This is a genomic window from Acidaminococcus massiliensis (genome assembly GCF_900095825.1).
GTDB lineage: Bacteria > Bacillota > Negativicutes > Acidaminococcales > Acidaminococcaceae > Acidaminococcus > Acidaminococcus massiliensis.
Genome location: NZ_LT608315.1, coordinates 897,813 through 916,903 on the forward strand (window position 1 = coordinate 897,813; position 19,091 = coordinate 916,903).

The 19,091-nt window shown below is 55.9% G+C and carries 19 protein-coding genes; all 19 read left to right on the forward strand.

The genetic code is table 11. From position 1 onward, the window contains the following. Nucleotides 1-141: 141 nt before the first annotated feature. The 19 genes from BQ2657_RS04490 to BQ2657_RS04580 all read left to right on the forward strand — a co-directional run bounded on the left by BQ2657_RS04490 (nucleotide 142) and on the right by BQ2657_RS04580 (nucleotide 18,806). The gene (locus BQ2657_RS04490) at nucleotides 142-1,665 is read left to right on the forward strand and encodes a succinate CoA transferase (protein ID WP_075579557.1); all 1,524 of its coding nucleotides are present in this window, start codon (nucleotides 142-144) and stop codon (nucleotides 1,663-1,665) included. A 137-nt stretch (nucleotides 1,666-1,802) separates the two neighbouring features. Next, the gene (gene mmdA / locus BQ2657_RS04495) at nucleotides 1,803-3,302 is read left to right on the forward strand and encodes a methylmalonyl-CoA decarboxylase subunit alpha (protein WP_075580984.1); all 1,500 of its coding nucleotides are present in this window, start codon (nucleotides 1,803-1,805) and stop codon (nucleotides 3,300-3,302) included. Nucleotides 3,303-3,348: 46 nt separating this feature from the next. Continuing rightward, a complete protein-coding gene (gene gcdD / locus BQ2657_RS04500; RefSeq protein WP_075579558.1) occupies nucleotides 3,349-3,675 on the forward strand; it encodes a sodium ion-translocating glutaconyl-CoA decarboxylase subunit delta in 327 nt (108 codons plus the stop codon). Between the two features lie 70 nt (nucleotides 3,676-3,745). After that, the gene (gene gcdC / locus BQ2657_RS04505; RefSeq protein ID WP_075579559.1) at nucleotides 3,746-4,186 is read left to right on the forward strand and encodes a sodium ion-translocating glutaconyl-CoA decarboxylase subunit gamma; all 441 of its coding nucleotides are present in this window, start codon (nucleotides 3,746-3,748) and stop codon (nucleotides 4,184-4,186) included. 34 nt (nucleotides 4,187-4,220) lie between these two features. Then, nucleotides 4,221-5,351, forward strand: a complete 1,131-nt coding sequence (gene gcdB / locus BQ2657_RS04510; RefSeq protein WP_075579560.1) for a sodium ion-translocating glutaconyl-CoA decarboxylase subunit beta — start codon at nucleotides 4,221-4,223, stop codon at nucleotides 5,349-5,351. Between the two features lie 138 nt (nucleotides 5,352-5,489). Beyond that, complete coding sequence (locus BQ2657_RS04515) at nucleotides 5,490-5,987, forward strand: hypothetical protein (protein ID WP_187119172.1); 498 nt, start codon at nucleotides 5,490-5,492, stop codon at nucleotides 5,985-5,987. Nucleotides 5,988-6,000: 13 nt separating this feature from the next. After that, complete coding sequence (locus tag BQ2657_RS04520; RefSeq protein WP_075579561.1) at nucleotides 6,001-6,432, forward strand: SoxR reducing system RseC family protein; 432 nt, start codon at nucleotides 6,001-6,003, stop codon at nucleotides 6,430-6,432. 3 nt (nucleotides 6,433-6,435) lie between these two features. After that, a complete protein-coding gene (locus BQ2657_RS04525) occupies nucleotides 6,436-6,699 on the forward strand; it encodes a DUF4321 domain-containing protein (protein WP_075579562.1) in 264 nt (87 codons plus the stop codon). 9 nt (nucleotides 6,700-6,708) lie between these two features. Then, nucleotides 6,709-7,320, forward strand: coding sequence for a Maf family protein (locus BQ2657_RS04530; protein WP_075579563.1), 612 nt, complete (start codon nucleotides 6,709-6,711; stop codon nucleotides 7,318-7,320). Next, nucleotides 7,295-7,957, forward strand: a complete 663-nt coding sequence (radC, locus tag BQ2657_RS04535; RefSeq protein WP_187119220.1) for a RadC family protein — start codon at nucleotides 7,295-7,297, stop codon at nucleotides 7,955-7,957. The genes BQ2657_RS04530 and radC overlap by 26 nt, the downstream gene beginning before the upstream one ends. 16 nt (nucleotides 7,958-7,973) lie before the next feature. Beyond that, nucleotides 7,974-9,005, forward strand: a complete 1,032-nt coding sequence (gene mreB, locus BQ2657_RS04540; RefSeq protein ID WP_075579565.1) for a rod shape-determining protein — start codon at nucleotides 7,974-7,976, stop codon at nucleotides 9,003-9,005. A gap of 20 nt (nucleotides 9,006-9,025) precedes the next feature. Next, nucleotides 9,026-9,910: a rod shape-determining protein MreC gene (gene mreC / locus BQ2657_RS04545; protein WP_075579566.1), complete on the forward strand. Its 885-nt coding sequence runs from the start codon at nucleotides 9,026-9,028 to the stop codon at nucleotides 9,908-9,910. Next, the gene (gene mreD / locus BQ2657_RS04550) at nucleotides 9,907-10,422 is read left to right on the forward strand and encodes a rod shape-determining protein MreD (protein WP_232709003.1); all 516 of its coding nucleotides are present in this window, start codon (nucleotides 9,907-9,909) and stop codon (nucleotides 10,420-10,422) included. The genes mreC and mreD overlap by 4 nt, the downstream gene beginning before the upstream one ends. A 9-nt stretch (nucleotides 10,423-10,431) precedes the next feature. Continuing rightward, a complete protein-coding gene (mrdA, locus tag BQ2657_RS04555; protein ID WP_075579568.1) occupies nucleotides 10,432-12,219 on the forward strand; it encodes a penicillin-binding protein 2 in 1,788 nt (595 codons plus the stop codon). 9 nt (nucleotides 12,220-12,228) lie between these two features. Next, nucleotides 12,229-13,350 (forward strand): rod shape-determining protein RodA, encoded by a 1,122-nt coding sequence (gene rodA / locus BQ2657_RS04560; RefSeq protein ID WP_075579569.1) that lies wholly within the window; start codon nucleotides 12,229-12,231, stop codon nucleotides 13,348-13,350. Between the two features lie 9 nt (nucleotides 13,351-13,359). After that, entirely contained in the window at nucleotides 13,360-15,222 is a 1,863-nt protein-coding gene (locus BQ2657_RS04565) for a TIGR03960 family B12-binding radical SAM protein (protein ID WP_075579570.1), read from the forward strand. Continuing rightward, complete coding sequence (locus BQ2657_RS04570) at nucleotides 15,219-15,911, forward strand: TIGR03936 family radical SAM-associated protein (RefSeq protein ID WP_075579571.1); 693 nt, start codon at nucleotides 15,219-15,221, stop codon at nucleotides 15,909-15,911. The genes BQ2657_RS04565 and BQ2657_RS04570 overlap by 4 nt, the downstream gene beginning before the upstream one ends. 10 nt (nucleotides 15,912-15,921) lie before the next feature. Continuing rightward, complete coding sequence (locus tag BQ2657_RS04575) at nucleotides 15,922-17,352, forward strand: Rne/Rng family ribonuclease (RefSeq protein ID WP_075579572.1); 1,431 nt, start codon at nucleotides 15,922-15,924, stop codon at nucleotides 17,350-17,352. After that, nucleotides 17,349-18,806 (forward strand): CCA tRNA nucleotidyltransferase, encoded by a 1,458-nt coding sequence (locus tag BQ2657_RS04580; RefSeq protein ID WP_075579573.1) that lies wholly within the window; start codon nucleotides 17,349-17,351, stop codon nucleotides 18,804-18,806. Before BQ2657_RS04575 ends, BQ2657_RS04580 begins: the two co-directional genes overlap by 4 nt. Nucleotides 18,807-19,091 lie beyond the last annotated feature (285 nt).

Below are 19,091 nucleotides of genomic sequence, written 5' to 3' on the forward strand. Positions count from 1 at the left end.
TTTCTATAAGAGGAAAAGACCTTTTTTCTTGCAAGTTGGGTGAAATATTGGTATTATTTATGACGTAGATTCTATTTTTAAATATTCAGATAGAATCAAGAAGAGAAGCCTGGATTTCTGGGCAAACAGGAGGAAGAGCAAATGATCGATATTACGGATCGAGTCCATTGTGCCGCAGCCCTCAGCAAGATCACCACAGCTGAAAAAGCGGCAGAAATGATTCAAGACGGCATGAACCTGGGCATGAGCGGATTTACCCCTTCTGGTTATCCGAAAGCGGTACCTCTGGCTCTGGCTGAAAGAGGGAAGGAACATCCCTTCAAAGTCAATGTCTGGACCGTGCTTCCCGGACCTGAAATCGATACAGCCATGGTCAAAGCCGGCATCGTGGGCAACCGGATGCCGTATCAGACGGATAAAAACTGCCGGACAGCCATCAATAATGGTGAAATCCGCTATTTGGATACCCATATCAGCACCTTCAACCAGATGGCCCGGTTTGGATTCCTGCCGGAACACCGGGATGTGGATGTGGCCATCATCGAAGCCTGCTCCATCAAGGATCTGGGCAAGGGAAAGATCGGCATCATCCCCACTACCAGTTTGGGCGGCAGCTGCAGCTATGTGCAGAGTGCTAAGAAAGTCATCATCGAAGTGAACGTGACCCAGCCTCTGGGCTTGGAAGGCATGCACGACTGTTATGTGCCGCTGGATCCTCCCTACCGGAAAATCATCCCCATCGAACGGCCGGAAGACCGGATCGGGACGCCTTACATCCCCTGTGATCTGGAAAAAGTGGCAGCCATCGTTCCCTGCGATATTCCCGATACTCCCAGCAAACTGGCAGCCATCACCGATGACGCCCGGGCCATGGGCGGCAATCTGGTGGAATTCCTGAAAAATGAAGTCAAGGCTGGGCGTCTGCCGAAGAATCTGCTGCCTCTCCAGTCCGGGGTGGGTTCTGTAGCTAATGCTGTGATCAATGGGCTGGTCCATTCTGATTTTGAAGATCTGACCGTATATACGGAAGTGATCCAAGATGGGATGTTCGATCTGATCGATGCCGGAAAACTGCGGGTGGCTTCCGGTGCTTCCCTGACCATGTCCGCAGAAGTCCAGAAGAGATTTTACAGCAACCTGGATAAATACAAATCCCATCTGATCCTCCGTCCCCAGGAAATTTCCAATAACCCCGAAGTGGTTCGCAGAATCGGAGTTATCGCCATGAACACGGCTATTGAAGTGGATTTGTACGGCAATGTAAACTCTTCCCACATCAATGGGACCAACCTGATGAACGGGATCGGGGGCAGCGGCGATTTTGCCCGGAACGGCTACCTGTCCATCTTCTTTGCGGAATCGGAACGGAAAGATGGGAAGATCAGTTCTGTGGTGCCTTTCTGCTCCCACATCGACAACAACGAACACGATGTGGATGTCATCGTTTCCGAACGGGGCGTGGCCGACCTGAGAGGCCTGTCTCCGAAAGAACGGGCTCCGATCATCATCGATCAGATCTCCAGCCCCAGATACCAGCCCATCCTGCGGGATTATTTCGAACGGGCCTGCGCTGCCTGCCACAACAGCCAGACTCCGCACATCCTGTCCGAAGCCTTCTCCTTCCATGAAAGAATGCTTAAAACGGGGACCATGGAAGTGAAATAAAGGGACTTTCCAACGAAATTTTCCGAAAATCGGTGGTAACAAGGTGGTATTTATGTTACAATTACCGTGTTTTAGTTTCGTTGTAATATCCCTGAAGGAGGTGCGTATTTTTGACGACACAAGAAAAGATCCAAGATATGTTCGACCGCTATGAAAAGATCGAAGCAGGCGGCGGTGCGAAAAGAGTCGGAAAACAGCATGATGCCGGTAAAATGACAGCCCGTGAACGGATAAACTCGTTCTTAGATGAGGGAAGTTTTGTAGAACTGGATAAATTTGTAGAACATCGCTGCTCAAACTTCGGTCAAGAAAAGAAATATTTGGCAGGGGACGGCGTGGTGACAGGCTACGGCACGGTTAACGGACGGACAGTGTTCGTCTTTGCCCAGGATTTCACCGTGGAAGGCGGTTCTCTGGGGGAGATGCATGCCAACAAGATTGCCAAAGTCCAGGCCATGGCCCTGAAAACCGGGGCCCCCATCGTAGGCATGGCGGATTCCGGCGGTGCCCGGATCCAGGAAGCCACCGATGCCCTGGCCGGCTTCGGCAAGATGTTCAAGCAGAACACCCTGTCTTCCGGGGTGATCCCGCAGATTTCTGCCATCATGGGGCCCTGCGCCGGAGGCGCGGTATACAGCCCGGCTCTGACGGATTTCATCTTCATGGTGAAGAAAAATTCCAAGATGTTCATTACAGGGCCGGAAGTGGTGAAGACCGTGACCGGGGAAGAAGTGGGCCAGGAAGACCTGGGAGGCACCTTTACCCACTGCACCCGTAGCGGGGTGGCCGACTTCCCGGCTGAAAACGATGCGGACTGCCTGGAGCAGATCCGCTACCTGCTCAGCTTCCTGCCCAGCAACAACCGGGAGAACCCGCCAGTCTACGATACGGGAGACAGTGCCTACCGGATGGACGAAAGCCTGAACACCATCATCCCGGACGGCTCCCAGATGCCCTACGACATGTACAAGGTGATCCGGAGCATCGTGGACAACGGAGAATATGTGGAACCCCATCGGATGTATGCCCGGAACATCATCACCTGCCTGGCTCGGCTGGACGGCTCTACCGTGGGGATCATCGCCAACCAGCCCCGGATCATGGCCGGCTGCCTGGATATCAATGCTTCTGACAAAGCGGCCCGGTTCATCCGTTTCTGTGATGCGTTCAAGATCCCTCTGATCAATATCGTAGATGTCCCCGGCTTCTTGCCGGGCACGGATCAGGAATATGGCGGGATCATCCGGCATGGGGCCAAGATGCTGTATGCTTACTGCGAAGCCACCGTGCCCAAGATCACTCTGGTCACCCGGAAAGCCTACGGCGGAGCCTACCTGGCCATGTGTGCCCAGGATCTGGGAGCGGATCATGTGATTGCCTGGCCTACGGCCGAAATCGCCGTCATGGGACCCCAAGGGGCGGCCAAGATCATTTTCCGGCATGATCCGGATGTGGAGCAGAAGACCCAGGAATACATCGATAACTTTGCGACGCCCTATTATGCGGCCAAGCACGGCATGGTGGAAATGGTCATCGAACCCAAGACCACCCGTCCGATCCTGATCAAAGCGCTGCGTATGTTAAAATCAAAGCAGGAAGACCGGCCAACAAAGAGACACGGTAACATTCCGCTGTGATTTTGATATAAACCATTCATCATAAGGGAAAAGAGGTGAAACATTCATGACAGACAATCCTTGGCTGATTATGCTGATCAATATGACCATCGTATTCGGCGTGCTGATTGTGCTGGGCATCCTGATGGTCCTGATCCATGCCATCGACCCGACCAAGAAAAGCGCTCAGGGAAAAAAAAAGCCTGTAGTTGCTAAACCGGCCGCTTCTGCTGCAGCCAGCAAACGACAGGACGAAGAGAAGGTGGCTGCAATGGCAGCGGTCCTGGCCATGGTCCAGGATGAAGACGATATGATTGCAGCGGCCCTGACGGCTGCCATCGCCGAACACAAAAAGAAGATGGAACCCATGGCGCTGCCTCATCATTTCTTTTAACAGGCTGTTGAGGGACGGCCTGCAAACTGTGGATTTTACTGTTCAAGAACAATTTTAGGAGGGTATTCTCATGAGAAAATTCAATGTTAACGTTAACGGCACTGTGTATACTGTAGAAGTTGAAGAAGTCGGCGGCGCTGTCACCGCAGCTCCTGCAGCTCCTGCAGCTCCTGCTGCCCCCGCTGCTGCTCCTGTAGCCGCTCCTGCCGCAGCTCCTGCTCCGGCCGCTGCTCCTGCTCCTGCTCCTGCTGCTGCTCCCGCTCCGGCCGCTAAACCGGCTGCTGCTCCTGCTCCTGCCGGCGCTGTGACGGTGGAAGCTCCTATGCCTGGGAAGATCCTGTCCGTTAACGTAAAGGCTGGCGACAAGGTAGAAGCCGGCGATGTTCTGCTGATCCTGGAAGCTATGAAGATGCAGAACGAAATCATGGCTCCTGAAGATGGTACGGTTTCCGAAGTCCGCGTCAACGCTGGCGACACCGTAACCACCGGCGACGTAATGGTCATTCTCTAATTGCGTCTCCGCTCATAAAGGAGGATTTTAGAATATGGATGCTTTTGTGGTAGCCCTGACTTCTGTCATCCATGACAGTGGTTTTGTGGCTTTTACCTGGGGCAATGCCGTCATGATGCTGGTAGGCTGCGTACTGCTCTACCTGGCCATCGTGAAGGGCTTTGAACCCCTGCTGCTGAGCCCGATCGCTTTCGGATGCATTCTGGCCAACGTGCCCCGTACCGGTTTCGAGACGGACCCTGGCGTTATGCAGCTGATCCTGGGCGGGATCAAATACGAAGTCTTCCCTCCGCTGATTTTCATGGGCGTAGGTGCCATGACTGACTTTGGTCCCCTGATCGCCAATCCCAAGACCCTGCTGCTGGGCGCTGCTGCTCAGATCGGTGTGTTCGTGGCACTGCTGGGTGCCATGCTCCTGGGCTTCAATGTGAAAGAAGCTGCTGCCATTGGGATCATCGGGGGTGCTGACGGCCCGACTTCCATTTACCTGGCTTCCAAGATGGCTCCCCATCTGCTGGGAGCTATCGCCGTGGCTGCCTACTCTTACATGTCCCTGGTGCCGCTGATCCAGCCCCCTGTGATGAAGCTGTTCACTTCTAAAAAAGAACGCTGCATCAAGATGGCTCAGCTGCGTACGGTGACCCACTTCGAAAAAGTGGTGTTCCCCATTGTCTGCACCATTTTCATTTCCCTGCTGCTGCCTTCCGTCTGCTCTTTGATCGGGATGCTGATGCTGGGGAACCTGTTTACGGAATCCGGCTGTATGGACCGTCTGTCTGACACGGCACAAAATGCCTTGATGAACAGCGTGACCATCATGCTGGCTACCGGTACTGGCCTGACCATGAAAGCTGAAAGCTTCCTGACCATCCAGACCATCGAAATCATCTGCCTGGGTCTGGTTGCCTTCATCGGCGGTACTGCCGGCGGCGTGCTGTTCGGCAAGCTGATGTGCATCATGGACGGCGGCAAGACCAACCCGCTGATCGGTTCTGCCGGTGTATCTGCAGTACCTATGGCTGCCCGTGTGTCCCAGATCGTGGGACAGCAGGCCAACCCTGGGAATTTCCTGCTGATGCATGCTATGGGCCCCAATGTGGCCGGGGTTATCGGGACGGCTGTTGCAGCCGGTACCATGCTGGCCATGATCGGACCTGCAAAATAAAACAAATCGTTTTGGAAGGCTGCCGCAGTTTGCGGCGGCCTTCTTTTTATGGAAAAACGGCTTTCTATTGGGGGATTTTTTGTTATAATAAGAAGGATATGTTTTTTTATCAATGGGTCAGGAACAAAGGAGAGAAAGTTGGAAGGATATAAGGAATTTTCGGAGAGCAGCCCTGGACGGAAAATGTACCAGTGGGGAGCTCTGGCACTGATTGCCGTCAGTTGGGCCTATGAAGGATACCATACCTTCGCCTTGGGCCAGTTCAGCCTGATGGGCTGGGGGTACAACATCCTGTTCGTCATCCTCTGGTGCTGGCGCTGTCTTTTCCAGTACAGCCTCCAATTGACCGGGGATCGGTTGATCGTGGTCATGTACGGCTTGGGCATGGAACGGCGGATGACCGTCTATCTGAAAGATCTGGAAAGCTTTTCCAATCACTACAAAAAGAGTTTTTTCCGAAAAACCGCCATCAAGAAGTACGTGCATCGGTATTCTTCTCTGGATCCCCGTCCCCAGAGAATCCTGGTCTACCGGGAACAGGGAAAACTCTGCGCCCTGCTGTTCAAATCCAGCGATGCACTGATCGACCAGCTGGCCCGGCGGTATCCCAACCAGTTTTTAGATTTTCCAGAATAAAGGAGTTAAGGACATGAGCAACATCTATGTGGGAAAAATCATTGCGGTGAACAAACAGCGCGCCAAAGTTAAAATCGAACAGAGACCGGGAGAACAGCGGCCGAAACTGCTGGACTGCTGGAATGCCTGCAAAGCCAAACAGGGGACCCGGGTCATCGTGGGGAAACAGACCTTGGATGAGAAGAAAATGAAGATGATCATCTGGGGGATCCCGGCTCTGACCGCATTGGCTGGGGCTCTTTTTGGCCGGGCCATTGCCCATTTCTTTTCCATCCCGGTCTGGCAGATGGTGGTGCTCAGCATGGTGGTATGGCTGGCTTTGGGTTTGTACTATGCCCGGAATTTCCGGAAGAGCGTCCATGCCAAAGTGGAACAATGGACCATCACCGGCTATTACAGTGATGGCGAGATCTATGATGCCAAAGGGAAAAAGGTGGAGGTCTGACCGATGCTGGGGAAAAATCATCTGACCCTGCTCCTGGTCCTGGCGGCGGGAGCTGTCATAGGGGGGCTCCTGGGGGACAGCCTGCAGGCGTCCCAGCCTCTGGGCTGGGCCACTGATTATCTGGTACGGAAATACCAGGTGCTCACCGTCCCCCCGTCGGTTTTTGACCTGTATATTGCGAAACTGACTGTGGGACTGGATTTTTCCCCCAATCTGGCAGCCATCCTGGGCATGATCCTGGCAGGGATCCTGTTCCACAAATTTTAGGAGGAGCCCATGGAACTGATTCTGGCATCCGGCTCCCCCCGCCGTCTGGAACTGCTCCGGCAGATCGGCTTGGAGCCCCGGGTGGTGGTGAGCCGCAGTGAGGAAGAGAAAACGGACCGGGATCCGGCCCATCTGGTCTGTCACAATGCTCTGGCCAAAGGACAGGACGTATGCAGTCGGCTGGGAGACCAGGTTCCCATCCTGGCAGCGGATACGGTGGTGGCCCTGGACGGGGAAATCCTGGGGAAGCCCAGGGACCGGCAGGAGGCCGCTGCCATGCTCCGGAAACTCAGCGGAAGGAGCCATCAGGTCCTTACGGGTCTGGCCCTGTTCTATCGGGGAAAAGTGCTGACCCATGTGGAGACCACCCAGGTGCAGTTTTCTCTTCTTTCCGAGGAAGACATCGCAGGATACATCCGTACCGGCGAGCCTCTGGATAAAGCCGGAGCTTATGGCATCCAGGGGAGAGCCGCTCTTTTCATCCCGACTATCAACGGGTCCTATAGCAATGTGGTAGGACTCCCTTTAGCAGCCTTGAAAAAACTCTTTGCAGAACTGGATGTGACAGAAAATGACGCACTATCTCATACGGGAAATGCTTCCGGAGGAGCGGCCTCGTGAACGGCTGATGGCCCATGGACCGGAAGCCCTGACCATTACGGAACTGCTGGCGATTTTGATCGGCAGCGGACGGAAAGACCATTCAGCCTTGGATATCGCTCGGGAACTGACCGGAGATCTTATGAAGGATGCCCGTCTGGCCAGGACCCAGGATGTCCGGGAACTGACCCGGATTCCAGGAATCGGGCCGGCCAAGGCAGCGGTGATCCTGGCAGCTCTGGAACTGGGGCGGAGGCTGGCGGAAGCAGAAAGCCAGCCTTTCCAGACCATCCATTGCCCGGAAGACGGGGCCATGCTGGTGATGCCCCGGCTCCGGTACGAAAACCATGAACATTTCCTGGTGGTGCTGCTGAATAGCAAGGGAAAGGTGACCGGCATCGAGCCTGTTTCGGAGGGATCCCTCAATGCTTCCGTGGTCCATCCCCGGGAAGCTTTTGCACCGGCGCTGCTCCACCATGCGGCTGCCATCCTGGCGGTCCACAACCATCCCTCCGGGGATCCTACGCCCAGCCGGGAGGACAGGGAACTGACGAAGACCCTCTGGGAAACGGGAAAAGTTATGGGGATCCCTTTGGTGGATCATTTGATCATCGGGGATGGGATTTATTACAGTTTCAAAGAACATGGTTTGATGTAAAAGGGGGTAGAAGAGAATGCTGGATCTGCTGGGATCATTCTCCACGGACATGGGGGTGGATCTGGGGACGGACCATACCCGGATCTGTCTGAAGGAAGAAGGAATCGTCCTGGATGAGCCTTCTGTAGTGACCGTGGAGACCCGCCGGGGGAAAATCCTGGCCCAGGGAAAGGAAGCCCGGCAGATGCAGGGACGGACCCCGTCCGGAATCGAAGTGAAACGGCCCCTCCAGGATGGGGTCATTGCGGATTTCGACTATGCCAAGCTCATGCTGAAAGGGTTCCTGCACCAGGCTCTGGGCAGACGGCCTCTGCTCCGGCCCCGGCTGGTGATCAGTGTCCCCTGCGGAGTCAACAGCGTGGAGCGGAGAGCTGTCCTGGATGCGGCCATGGAAGCCGGTGCCGGGGAAGCGTACCTTTTGGAAGCTCCTCTGGCCGCGGCCCTGGGAGCCGGGATCCCGGTACGGGAAGCCAAAGCCTGCATGGTGGTGGAACTGGGTGCGGGGGCTACGGAAGCCGCCGTATTGGCCCAGGGGAAGGTAGCTCTTTCCCGGCTGCTCCGGTGCGGAGGCCGGAGCCTGGATGATGCCCTTGTCCAGTACAGCAAGAAAAAGTATAATCTTCTTATCGGGAGCCTCCAGGCCGAACAGGCGAAAATCGAAATCGGCACGGTGCGGGAAACGGCTCCGCCGGCTTTTATGGACCTGCGGGGAAGGGACCTGATCACCGGCCTGCCCCGGAGTGTGACCATCGATCAGAACCAGATGCGGGAAGCCCTGTGGGAACCGGTCCATCGGATGGTAGATTGTGTCCGGACCCTGCTGGAACAGCTTCCGGACCTTTTGGCTCGGGAGGTGGCGGAACAAGGCATCGTCCTTACCGGCGGAGGTGCCCTGCTGCGGAATTTTGACTGGCTGCTGGGCCGGGAAACAGGCCTGAAGGTCTGGGTGGCGGAAGATGCCCTTTCCTGTGTGGCCAAAGGAACCGGCATCGCTGCCGGGCATATGAATCTGTTCCGGAGAGGGCAGCGCCTTCGCCGGAATGTATAATAGGGAGAAGAGCATTGCCTATGAGGAAGGAACAGAAAGTCAGACTGGGAGTCCTGCTGGTTGTCCTGCTGCTGGCAGGAAGCCTGCTTTGGGATGCATTCCACCGTTTTCCGGCTGTGAATACGGTGCTTTCCACGCTGACCCGGCCCATCAGCTTTGTAGTGGGAGGGATCGGCAGCGGTGTGAAGGGCTCCGGGAACTATTTTGCGTCCAAATCTTCCCTGGAAAAGGAAAATGCGGCCCTGAAGAAAGAAAATGAAGAGCTTCGGCAGAGCAATGTGGAACTGCTCGGCATGAAAGCGGAGAATGAGCGTCTGGGGAAACTGCTGAAGTTCAGCAATCTCCATCCCCAGTGGAAGATGGTTTCCGCCCAGGTGATCAGCCGGGATCTGGGAGATTTCAAGGATGTGATCCTCATCGATAAGGGCCAGGGAGACGGACTCCAGGTGAATATGCCTGTAGTCAATGCTTCTGGGCTCATCGGCATTGTGGACGGAGTCTATCCCCACATGGCCAAGGTCCTGCTGATCTCCAGCCCCCGCAGCCGGATCGGAGGCCTGAATCTCCGGGGAGATTCCCGGGCTGCCGGTATCGTCAATGGGGTGGCCGGGCCGGATCTTCTGCTGGAAATGCGGAACTTGAGCCGCAATGCGGATATCCTGCCGGGAGACACCATCGTGACCAGCGGGTACAGCGGCTACCATCCGGAAGGCTTGGTCATCGGTACCGTAGAAGATGTGCAGATGGATACGGGAGGGCTGACCAAAATGGCCACCATCGCTCCTTCTGTGGACTACGGCCATCTGGAAGAAGCCCGGGTCATCACCAATTTCCAGGGCTTTGCTGATTTCCTGCGCAAGGAAGGGAAAGACCCGGATGCCCAACCTGGCAAAGGAGGGAAATGATGGTACTGATCGCCTTTGCCTGGCTGCTGTTCACCTTGTTCCTGTTCACTTTGGAAAATCACTGGTTCCTCTTTTTCAATACCACCCAGTCCCCAGATCTGCTGCTGCTGTTCCTCCTGCTCTATGCCATGGACCAGGGGAAGCGGAAGGGCGCAGTGTACGGACTGGGTATTGGCGCTTTATTGGACATTGTCACTTTCAGCTATTTTGGCTGGCATCTGGTGACACGGACACTGATCGGCTATCTGGTGGGGAAGAACCGGATGAATATGTTCGCTGACCGGCTGCCCACCTATCTGATCCTCACCGGGATGGTGACCCTGCTGCTCCAAGTGGCACGGGGCCTGTTCGTGTGCGTGGCCCTGGGACGCTGGCTTCCCCTCCTGCCCTTGGCCGTATCTACCCTGAAATGCATGGGCTGGAATCTGATCGCTGCTCCAATCCTGTGGTTTTGCTATCACAAGCTGAAGAAACGGGTCCGCAGCCGTATGGATTATTATTATCATCTATAGGAGTCTGCCGTGCTGAACAAAAAATTTGCTTACCGTTTGGAATTCATGATGCTGGCCGGGATCCTGATCATCCTGATCCTCATCGGACGCATGTTTTATCTCCAGATCCTGAAAGGGTCCTATTACCGGCGCCAGGCAGAAGGGAACCGGACCCGGTATACCCGGATCTTGGCACCCCGGGGGATCATCTATGACTGCAACGGGGAAGAATTGGCCAACAACAAGCCTGGGGTCATGGTTTCCCTGGTCCGCCGGACGGACGCCTATCCGGAAGAGACGCTGGAACGGCTGTCCCAGCTCCTCCATATCCCTCTGGATGAGATCAAGGAGACGATCCGGCTTTCTGGGGGCAGTTCAGAACCCATCCGTCTGGTCCGGAATGCTTCGCCGGATGTGGTGGACAAAGTAGAAGAGAATCTCCGCTATCTCCCTGGAGTGATGCTGGAAGTCCAGCCTGTCCGGAACTATCCCAACAAGGGGCTGGCCGTCCATGCCCTGGGCTATGTGGGAGAAATCAGCGACTATGAAATTTCCCAAGGGGCGTACAGCGAACTGAAGGCAGGAGATATCATCGGGAAATTCGGCCTGGAAAATTACTATGATTCCTACCTCCGGGGAGAAGACGGAAGCTACCGGGAGGAAGTGGATGTGGCCGGCCGTGTGGTCCAGATCATGGACAAAGTGGACCCCAAACCGGGACAGGGATTGGTGCTCACCATCGATGCCAAGCTCCAGCGGATCGCGGAAGAAGCTGTGGACCGGCAGCTGAAAGCCATCGGAGCACGGGGCTGCGCGGTAGTGGCCTTGGACCCCAACAACGGAGAAGTGAAAGCCTTGGTTTCCCGTCCGGGCTTCGATCCCAACTGGTTCGTCAACGGGATCAGTGAAAAGAATTGGAAATACTTGACCACGGATCCTTTCCATCCCATGACGGACAAGGTCATCGCCGGAGAATATCCCCCCGGTTCCACTTTCAAGATCGTCACAGGGTCTGCCGCCTTGGAAGAGAAGAAAGTGACCCCGGAGGAACTGATTTACGACTCCGGCCGCCATTGGCTCATCGATATGCGGAATGCCGGCGGAGAAGCTCTGGGCTATATCAACTTCAAACGGGCCCTGGCGGCTTCCGACAACGTGTATTTCTATGAAATGGGGAACCGGGTGGGCATCGACCTCCTGGACAAATACGCCCGGGAATTCGGCTTCGGGGAAACCACCGGGATCGACCTCCATGGGGAAGCCCAGGGGCTGATCGCCACCCCTGCCTACAAGAAAAAAGTCTTTGATGATGACTGGTATCTGGGAGATACCTTCAATACGGCCATCGGTCAGGGCTTTACCCTGGCCACTCCCATCCAGGTGGCGGAAATGCTCAGTGCTGTGGCCACCGACGGGAAACGGTACAAACCCCATCTGGTCAGCAAGATCCTCAATGATGACGGCAGCGTGGCCAAGACCTTCGAACCGGAAGAAGAAGGAAAGCTGCCCATTTCTGAATCCACCCTGAAACTGATCCAGGAAGGCCTGGAAGCCGTAACGGAAGAAGGGGGGACGGCTGCCTTCTTGAAGAACCTGCCTGTGCCTGTGGCCGGCAAGACCGGTACGGCCGAAAATCCCCACGGACTGGAACACGGCTGGTTCATCGCCTATGCCCCGGCCAAGAAACCCCAGTTGGTGGTGGTCTGCATCGTGGAGCAGGGGAGTTACGGGACCATTTCCGCAGCGCCGATTGTCAAGAGCATCCTGGAATACGTCTTTACGGATCCCCGGGTACGGCGGCAGGGAACCAAGAAATAAGGAGACAATATGCGTTGGTATCACTCATGGAAAAAATATTTTCGGAAAATCGATAAGCCGCTGCTGTTCAGTGTCCTGGCTCTGATCTGCATCGGGGTGGTCCTGATCGGCAGTGCCACCCATGCCAATATCCCTGGGCCCCGCCGGTACAGCTTCGTGCTGCGCCAGCTGAGCTTTGCAGGCATCAACCTGGTGGTGGGAGCTTTTCTCCTGCGCTTCGATTACCGGATCCTGAAGAGTCTTGCCCGGCCCCTGTACATCTTCAACATCCTTATGCTGCTGGCAGTGATGCTGGTGGGGAAAAGTGCCCTGGGTGCCCAGCGGTGGCTCCAGGTAGGGCCCATCAGCATCCAGCCCAGTGAATTCGCCAAGGCCATCATGATCATCGGGCTTTCGTCCTATGTGGACGACCGGCTTCCTCTCTTGACGGATTTCCGCAGCTGGCTGCCGGTGTTCGGCTATGTGCTGCTGCCCTTCCTGTTTGTCATGAAGCAGCCAGACCTGGGGACTTCTCTGGTTTTCCTGGCCATCCTTTTGGGCACCATGGTGGTCTGCGGTTTCCGGATCCGCTATTTCCTGATCATGGGAGGCCTGGGACTGGCTTCGGCCCCCTTGGTTTGGAAGCTGCTCCATGAATACCAGCGGAACCGGATCCGGGTGTTCCTGAATCCGGGACTGGAACCGTACGGCAGCGGCTACCACGTGATCCAGTCCATGATTGCCATCGGGTCCGGCCTGTTCACCGGCAAAGGGCTCTTTGCCGGGACCCAGAGCCAGCTCAATTTCCTGCCGGAAAACCATACGGACTTCATCTTTGCCGTGGCCGGGGAAGAATTCGGTTTTATCGGGACCACTCTTATCCTGCTTCTGTACGGGGTGGTCATCTACCGAGGGCTGTCCATCGCCATGCACGCTTCTGATGATTTTGGGACATTGCTGGCCGTGGGAGCGGTCTCTATGTTCCTGTTCCATATCCTGGTCAATGTGGGCATGACCAGCGGCATCATGCCGGTCACCGGGGTCCCCTTGCCCTTCATGAGCTATGGGGTCAGCTCTCTGACCACCAACATGCTGATGGTGACCCTGCTGCTGAATATCAATGCCCATCACCAGACTCTGCGCTTTCATTAAGGAGAAATTATGCGAAAAGATTTACCCATCGATATACTCAGTGCTGTAGAAAAACCGGCCCGCTACACCGGCATGGAGTTCGGCAGCATCGTCAAGCCGGAAAGTGAAACGGAAGTGGCCTTCTGCCTTGCCTTTCCAGACACCTACGAAATCGGGATGAGCTACCTGGGCTACAAGATCCTCTATGAAATCCTCAACAAGCTGTCCGGCGTGGCAGCGGAACGGGCCTTTGCTCCCTGGGTGGATATGGAAGAGAAGATGCGGGAACGGGGCCTGGTGCTCTCCAGCCTGGAAAATACCCGGCCCCTGAAGGAATTCGACCTGCTGGGCTTCACCCTTCTTTATGAAATGTCCTACTCCAACATCCTCAACATGCTGGATCTGGGCGGTGTCCCTCTCCTGGCCAAGGACCGGACACTGGATGATCCCTTTGTATGTGCCGGAGGCTGCTGCGTGTTCAACAGTGAACCTTTGGCAGATTTCCTGGACTTCTGCATGCTGGGAGATGGAGAGAGGATCATCCAGGAAGTGACCCTGCTGTACCGAGACTGGGAACGGGAAGGCAAGCCCGGCGGCCGGTTGGGGTTCCTGCGGCGGGTCTCCCGGATCCAGGGAGTCTACGTGCCTTCCTTTTATGAAATCACTTATGGAGAGGATGGAACCATTACCGGGAAAAAGCCCTTGGAACCAACGGCATCGGAAGTGGTGTACAAACGGGCGGAGCAGGATCTGGACGCCCTGGATTTCCCCACCCATCCCATCGTCCCCTACAGCGACACCGTCCACGACCGGATCATGCTGGAATTGTTCAGGGGCTGCAGCCGAGGGTGCCGGTTCTGCAATGCAGGGATCATCTACCGGCCGGTCCGGGAACGGAGACCGGGAACGGTGCTGGAACTGGCCAAAAAGCTGGTGCCTGCCACCGGCTACAACGAAATCTCTTTGTTCTCCCTGAGCACTGCGGATTATTCCCATCTGGAGCCGCTGATCCGGGAGCTGCTGGGGGATTTCCGGAAGGATCGGGTGAGCGTTTCCCTGCTTTCCCTGCGGATCGACAGTTTTTCCGTGAAACTGGCCCAGGAAGTCCAGGCGGTGCGGAAAAGCGGCCTGACCTTCGCTCCGGAAGCTGGGAGCCAGCGGATGCGGGATGTGATCAATAAGGGTGTGACGGAAGACGACCTGATGCATGCAGTGGGAGCGGCTTTTGAAAACGGCTGGTCCCAGGTGAAGCTGTACTTCATGATCGGACTGCCTACGGAGACCGACGAAGATGTGCTGGCCATTGCGAAACTGGCCCAGAAGGTCCAGTGGAAATATAAGGAAGTCACCGGCCATATGGGGGCCCGGGTCACGGTCAGTGTGTCCAATTTCGTTCCCAAGCCCTATACCCCTTTCCAGTGGGTAGGCCAGGATACCAAGGAAGAATTCGATCGGAAACATATGCTGCTGAAAAATGCCTTTGCCAATCTGAAAAACATCCATTTCCAGTATCATGATTCCCGGACCAGTCTGATGGAAGGGGTCCTGGCCCGGGGAGACCGGCGTCTGGGAAAGGCCATCTATCTGGCCTGGCAGCGGGGGGCAAAATTCGACAGCTGGAGCGAATTCTTCGATTACGACCGGTGGAAACAGGCAGTGGAGGATGCCGGCCTGACCACGGACTTCTACAACAGCCGTCCCCGGGGCAAAGAGGAAATCTTCCCTTGGGAACATACCAGCTGTGGGGTGAGCCGGCAGTTCCTGTGGAGTGAATACGAAAAAGCCCAGGAAGCAGCCTTGACCCATGACTGCCGCCGGGATACCTGTACCGGCTGCGGAGTCTGTCAGAAACTGGGAATCCATATCATCGACTGGAAGGAGGGGAAAGCATGAAGCTGCGGCTGCAGATCACCAAAGAATCGGGCATCCGTTTCATTTCCCATCTGGAATACCAGCGGAGCATCGAAAAAGCCATCCGCCGGGCTGGGATCCCGGTGGCCTATTCCGAAGGCTTCAATCCCCATATGAAATTTTCCCTGGCTTCTGCCCTCAGTGTAGGAGTGACCAGTTCCTGTGAATTTGCCGAGATCCGCCTGGCGGAAGAACGGCCCCTTTCGGAACTGGTCAAAGCCCTAGCCGCTGCGCTGCCCATGGGGATCCATATCGTCCGGGCAGATTTGGCGGAGGACAAGGCTCCTAAGCTGATGGCCCAGGCCCAGGGGGCTTCTTATGAAGTCCATGTCCCCTGCGCCTCTGATCCAGCCTCCCAGCTGGCCGCCTTTGCCGCGGCACCGGAAGTCCCCTATACCAAAGCCCATAAGAAAGGCAAGGGAAAGCCCAAGACCATCGATGTGAAATCCTTTATCCCTCAGGTAGAAGCCCGGTGGCAGGACGGCAGCCTGGAACTGCGTTTTGATATCCGGATCACCCCCACCGGCAGTATGAAAGCTTCTGAATTCCTCCAGGTCCTGGAACAGGATTTCCAGGTCCCCCTGGCTTTCTCCCAGGCGGATATCCGGCGGGTGGATCTTTACAGCCGGGACGGTGAGGGACGGAAGATCCCCCTGATCGGAGAGGCCTGAGAGGTCCGCCATGAATACGATCTATGTAAGTGTACGGCCGGAAGAAACCCGCATGGGAACCGTGGAGGATGACCAGCTCCGGGACTATGCGGTGGAACGGCGCAGTACGGACAATCTGGTGGGCAATGTGTACCGGGGCAGGGTCAGCAATGTGGTGCCGGGGATCCAGGCGGCCTTTGTAGATATGGGAACCGGCAAGAACGGTTTCCTGACTTTGAAAAAAGGAGAAAAACTGTGGGAAGGGCAGATGCTCCTGGTCCAGGTGGTGAAGGATGCCCGGGGGAACAAGGGACCGGCGGTGACCCGGGAAATCACCCTGCCGGGCCGATATGTGGTCCTGGAACCTTATGGCAGCCGGGTCAGCCTTTCCCGGAAAATCAGCTGCAAGACCAAACGGAAAGTCCTGCGGGAATGGGCAGAAGCCTTGCTGCCGGATCATATGGGGCTGGTGCTCCGGACGGCGGCAGCCCATGCAGAGGAAAGCGAGATCCGGGCAGACTTGGAACAGCTGCTCCACAACTGGGAGGTGCTGCTCCGCCGGAGCAAAGTGGGCCGGGGACCCGGACTGCTGTACCGGGAACTGGACCTGGCCATCCGTCTGGTCCGGGATTATGTGACGGATAAGGTGGAACGGATCATCGTGGATGATGAAAAGACCTGTCAGCGGCTCCAGGAGATGCTCCAGGAGATGGGACTGCCCCAGATCCAGGTAAAGCTGTACCGGGGGCGGGAGGATCTGTTCTCGTTCTATCGGCTGGACAAGGACATCGAAAGCCTTTCGGACCGGGTGGTGTGGCTCCCGGGCGGAGGCTATCTGGTCTTTGACTATACGGAAGCCATGACGGTCATCGATGTGAACAGCGGAAAATTTTCCACTGGGCCAGACCGGGATGCTACCAGCCTAGCCACCAACCGGGAAGCTGCCCGGGAAATCGCCCGGCAGCTGCGGCTGCGGGATATCGGGGGCATCATCGTGGCCGATTTCATCGATATGGATCGGGAAGAGGAACAGGCAGAAATCCTCCAGATCCTGAAGCGGGAATTCGCCTCGGATAAAATGAAGCCCAAGGTCATCGACTTGACCCATCTGAACCTGGTGGAAATGACCCGGATGAAAGCCCGGAAGAATCTTTCCAGCATCCTGTATGCCACTTGTCCCCTATGCGGGGGCAGCGGACGGGTGGAATCTCCGGAAACTGTATATGTGGAGATCCGCAGGCGGCTCCGGAGCAGCTTCGCCCAGGGGAATATGAGCCATTCCTTGCTTTTGACGGTCCATCCCCATGTGTATAGCTGGCTGCGGCAGCAGGGTCTGCAGGACATGGAACAGGAATTCCACTGCAGCCTGAAGCTGGCCAGCGACCCGGCTCTGGAAATGGGCGTATTCACCCTTCTGGCAGTGGACCATGAGCCGTCCAGCAGAGAGGAGGCAGGGGAATGAAACTGAGTATCCCTCCCTATGTGAAAAAAGTCATGGATGTACTTCTGGACCAGGGCTTTGAAGCCTATGTGGTGGGAGGGGCCGTACGGGATATGCTGCTGGGACGGGTCCCGGATGATTATGATGTGGTGACCAATGCCCGCCCGGAAGAAATCAAAGAGGCTGCTGCAGCAGCAAAGATCCCTGTGGTCAGTGAACTGGGCCAGAATTTTGGTGTGGTGATCCTGCGGGTGGACCGTCACGGGGTGGAAGTGGCCGCCTATCGGAACGAAACGTATGGCAAGGAAGATGTCCATCGGCCGGCTCAGGTCTGGTACTGTGATACCCTGGAAGAAGATCTGGGGCGGAGAGATTTTACCATCAATGCCCTGGCCGTGGACCAGTATGGGCATATCACCGACTGCTTCAATGGATTGGATGACCTCCGGGGAGGGATCCTGCGGACTGTGGGAAATGCGGATCAGCGTTTTTCAGAAGATGCCCTGCGGATGTTCCGGGCCTGCCGATTCGTGGCTCAGCTGGGGTTTGTCCCTGATGCAGGGATCTTGCCGGCCATCGGCCACAATCTGGAAAAAGTCAGGGGCCTTTCCCTGGAACGGGTGAGGACGGAGCTGAACAAGCTGCTCATGGGAACATACGCCGGAGAAGGCATGGAACTGATGGTGAAAAGCGGACTGGCTGCGGAGAGCTGTCGGGTCCGGAACAAGGGAAAGTACGAGACGGTGCCCATCCTGCCGGAATTGGGCCATCTGGTGGGACTGCCTCAGAATCCCCAGTTCCACCCTTATGATGTGTGGAAACACACGGCGGTCGCCCTGGATAAAGGGGACAGGAGCCTGGAAGTGGGGTGGGGGATCCTGCTCCACGATGTAGCCAAGGGGCTGGAAGGGGTCCGGGGCATCAACCGGGAAGGCCAGCCCTGCGACCATGGCCATGAAGTGGTGGGGGCGTCCTTGGCCCGGAAGATCCTGGCGCGGCTCCGGCTCCCTCGAGAAACCGTGGACCGGGTAGCCTGGCTGGTGCAGAACCATATGCACTTCGGCTTCATCAGTGCCCAGGAAGATGACAAGACCTGGCGCTGGCTCCGGAAAGAAGCCCGCAGCGGCCATTTCCGGGTCAACAAGGAGATGGCCGAGGCCTTCAAGCAGCTGACAGCTGTCTGTGTAGCGGATGTAGCCGCTACCAATGCAGGGCAGAATGATGTGATCCATGCCCAGATGTACGGAAAACGCCTGGTAAAGATGGCTTACCTCATGCCGGTCCATACCTCTGACCTGGATTTTTCCGGACGGGATGCCCTGGCTCTAGGGGCTTCTCCCCGGCAGCTGCGGGATCTTATGCCGGTCCTTCTCCACAGGGTCCAGGACCGTACCCTCCGGAACGATCCTGGAGAACTGACAGAGGCAGCCCGGCGTTGGCTGAAACGTCAAATATGCGTTAACGGAAATGAATAAATCGTAAAAAAGAAGGTGTTTCTTCAGGAACACCTTCTTTTTTGTGTAAATTATGATATAAAAAAGCTAAAAAAAGAGAAGAATTCTCATAAGTTATTAGAATTTTTATATATTTGCAAAAAAATCAACAAATACTTCTGGGAGAGATTTAAAAAAAAAATTATTTGTGCTATAATCAATCTGTACACTGAAAACAGTAGGTTCAGCCGGAATGCGAATGTAAAAAATAATCACAAAGGGGGATGGATTTTTTCTTAGAATCGGGTTCCGGCGGTTTCAGAAACT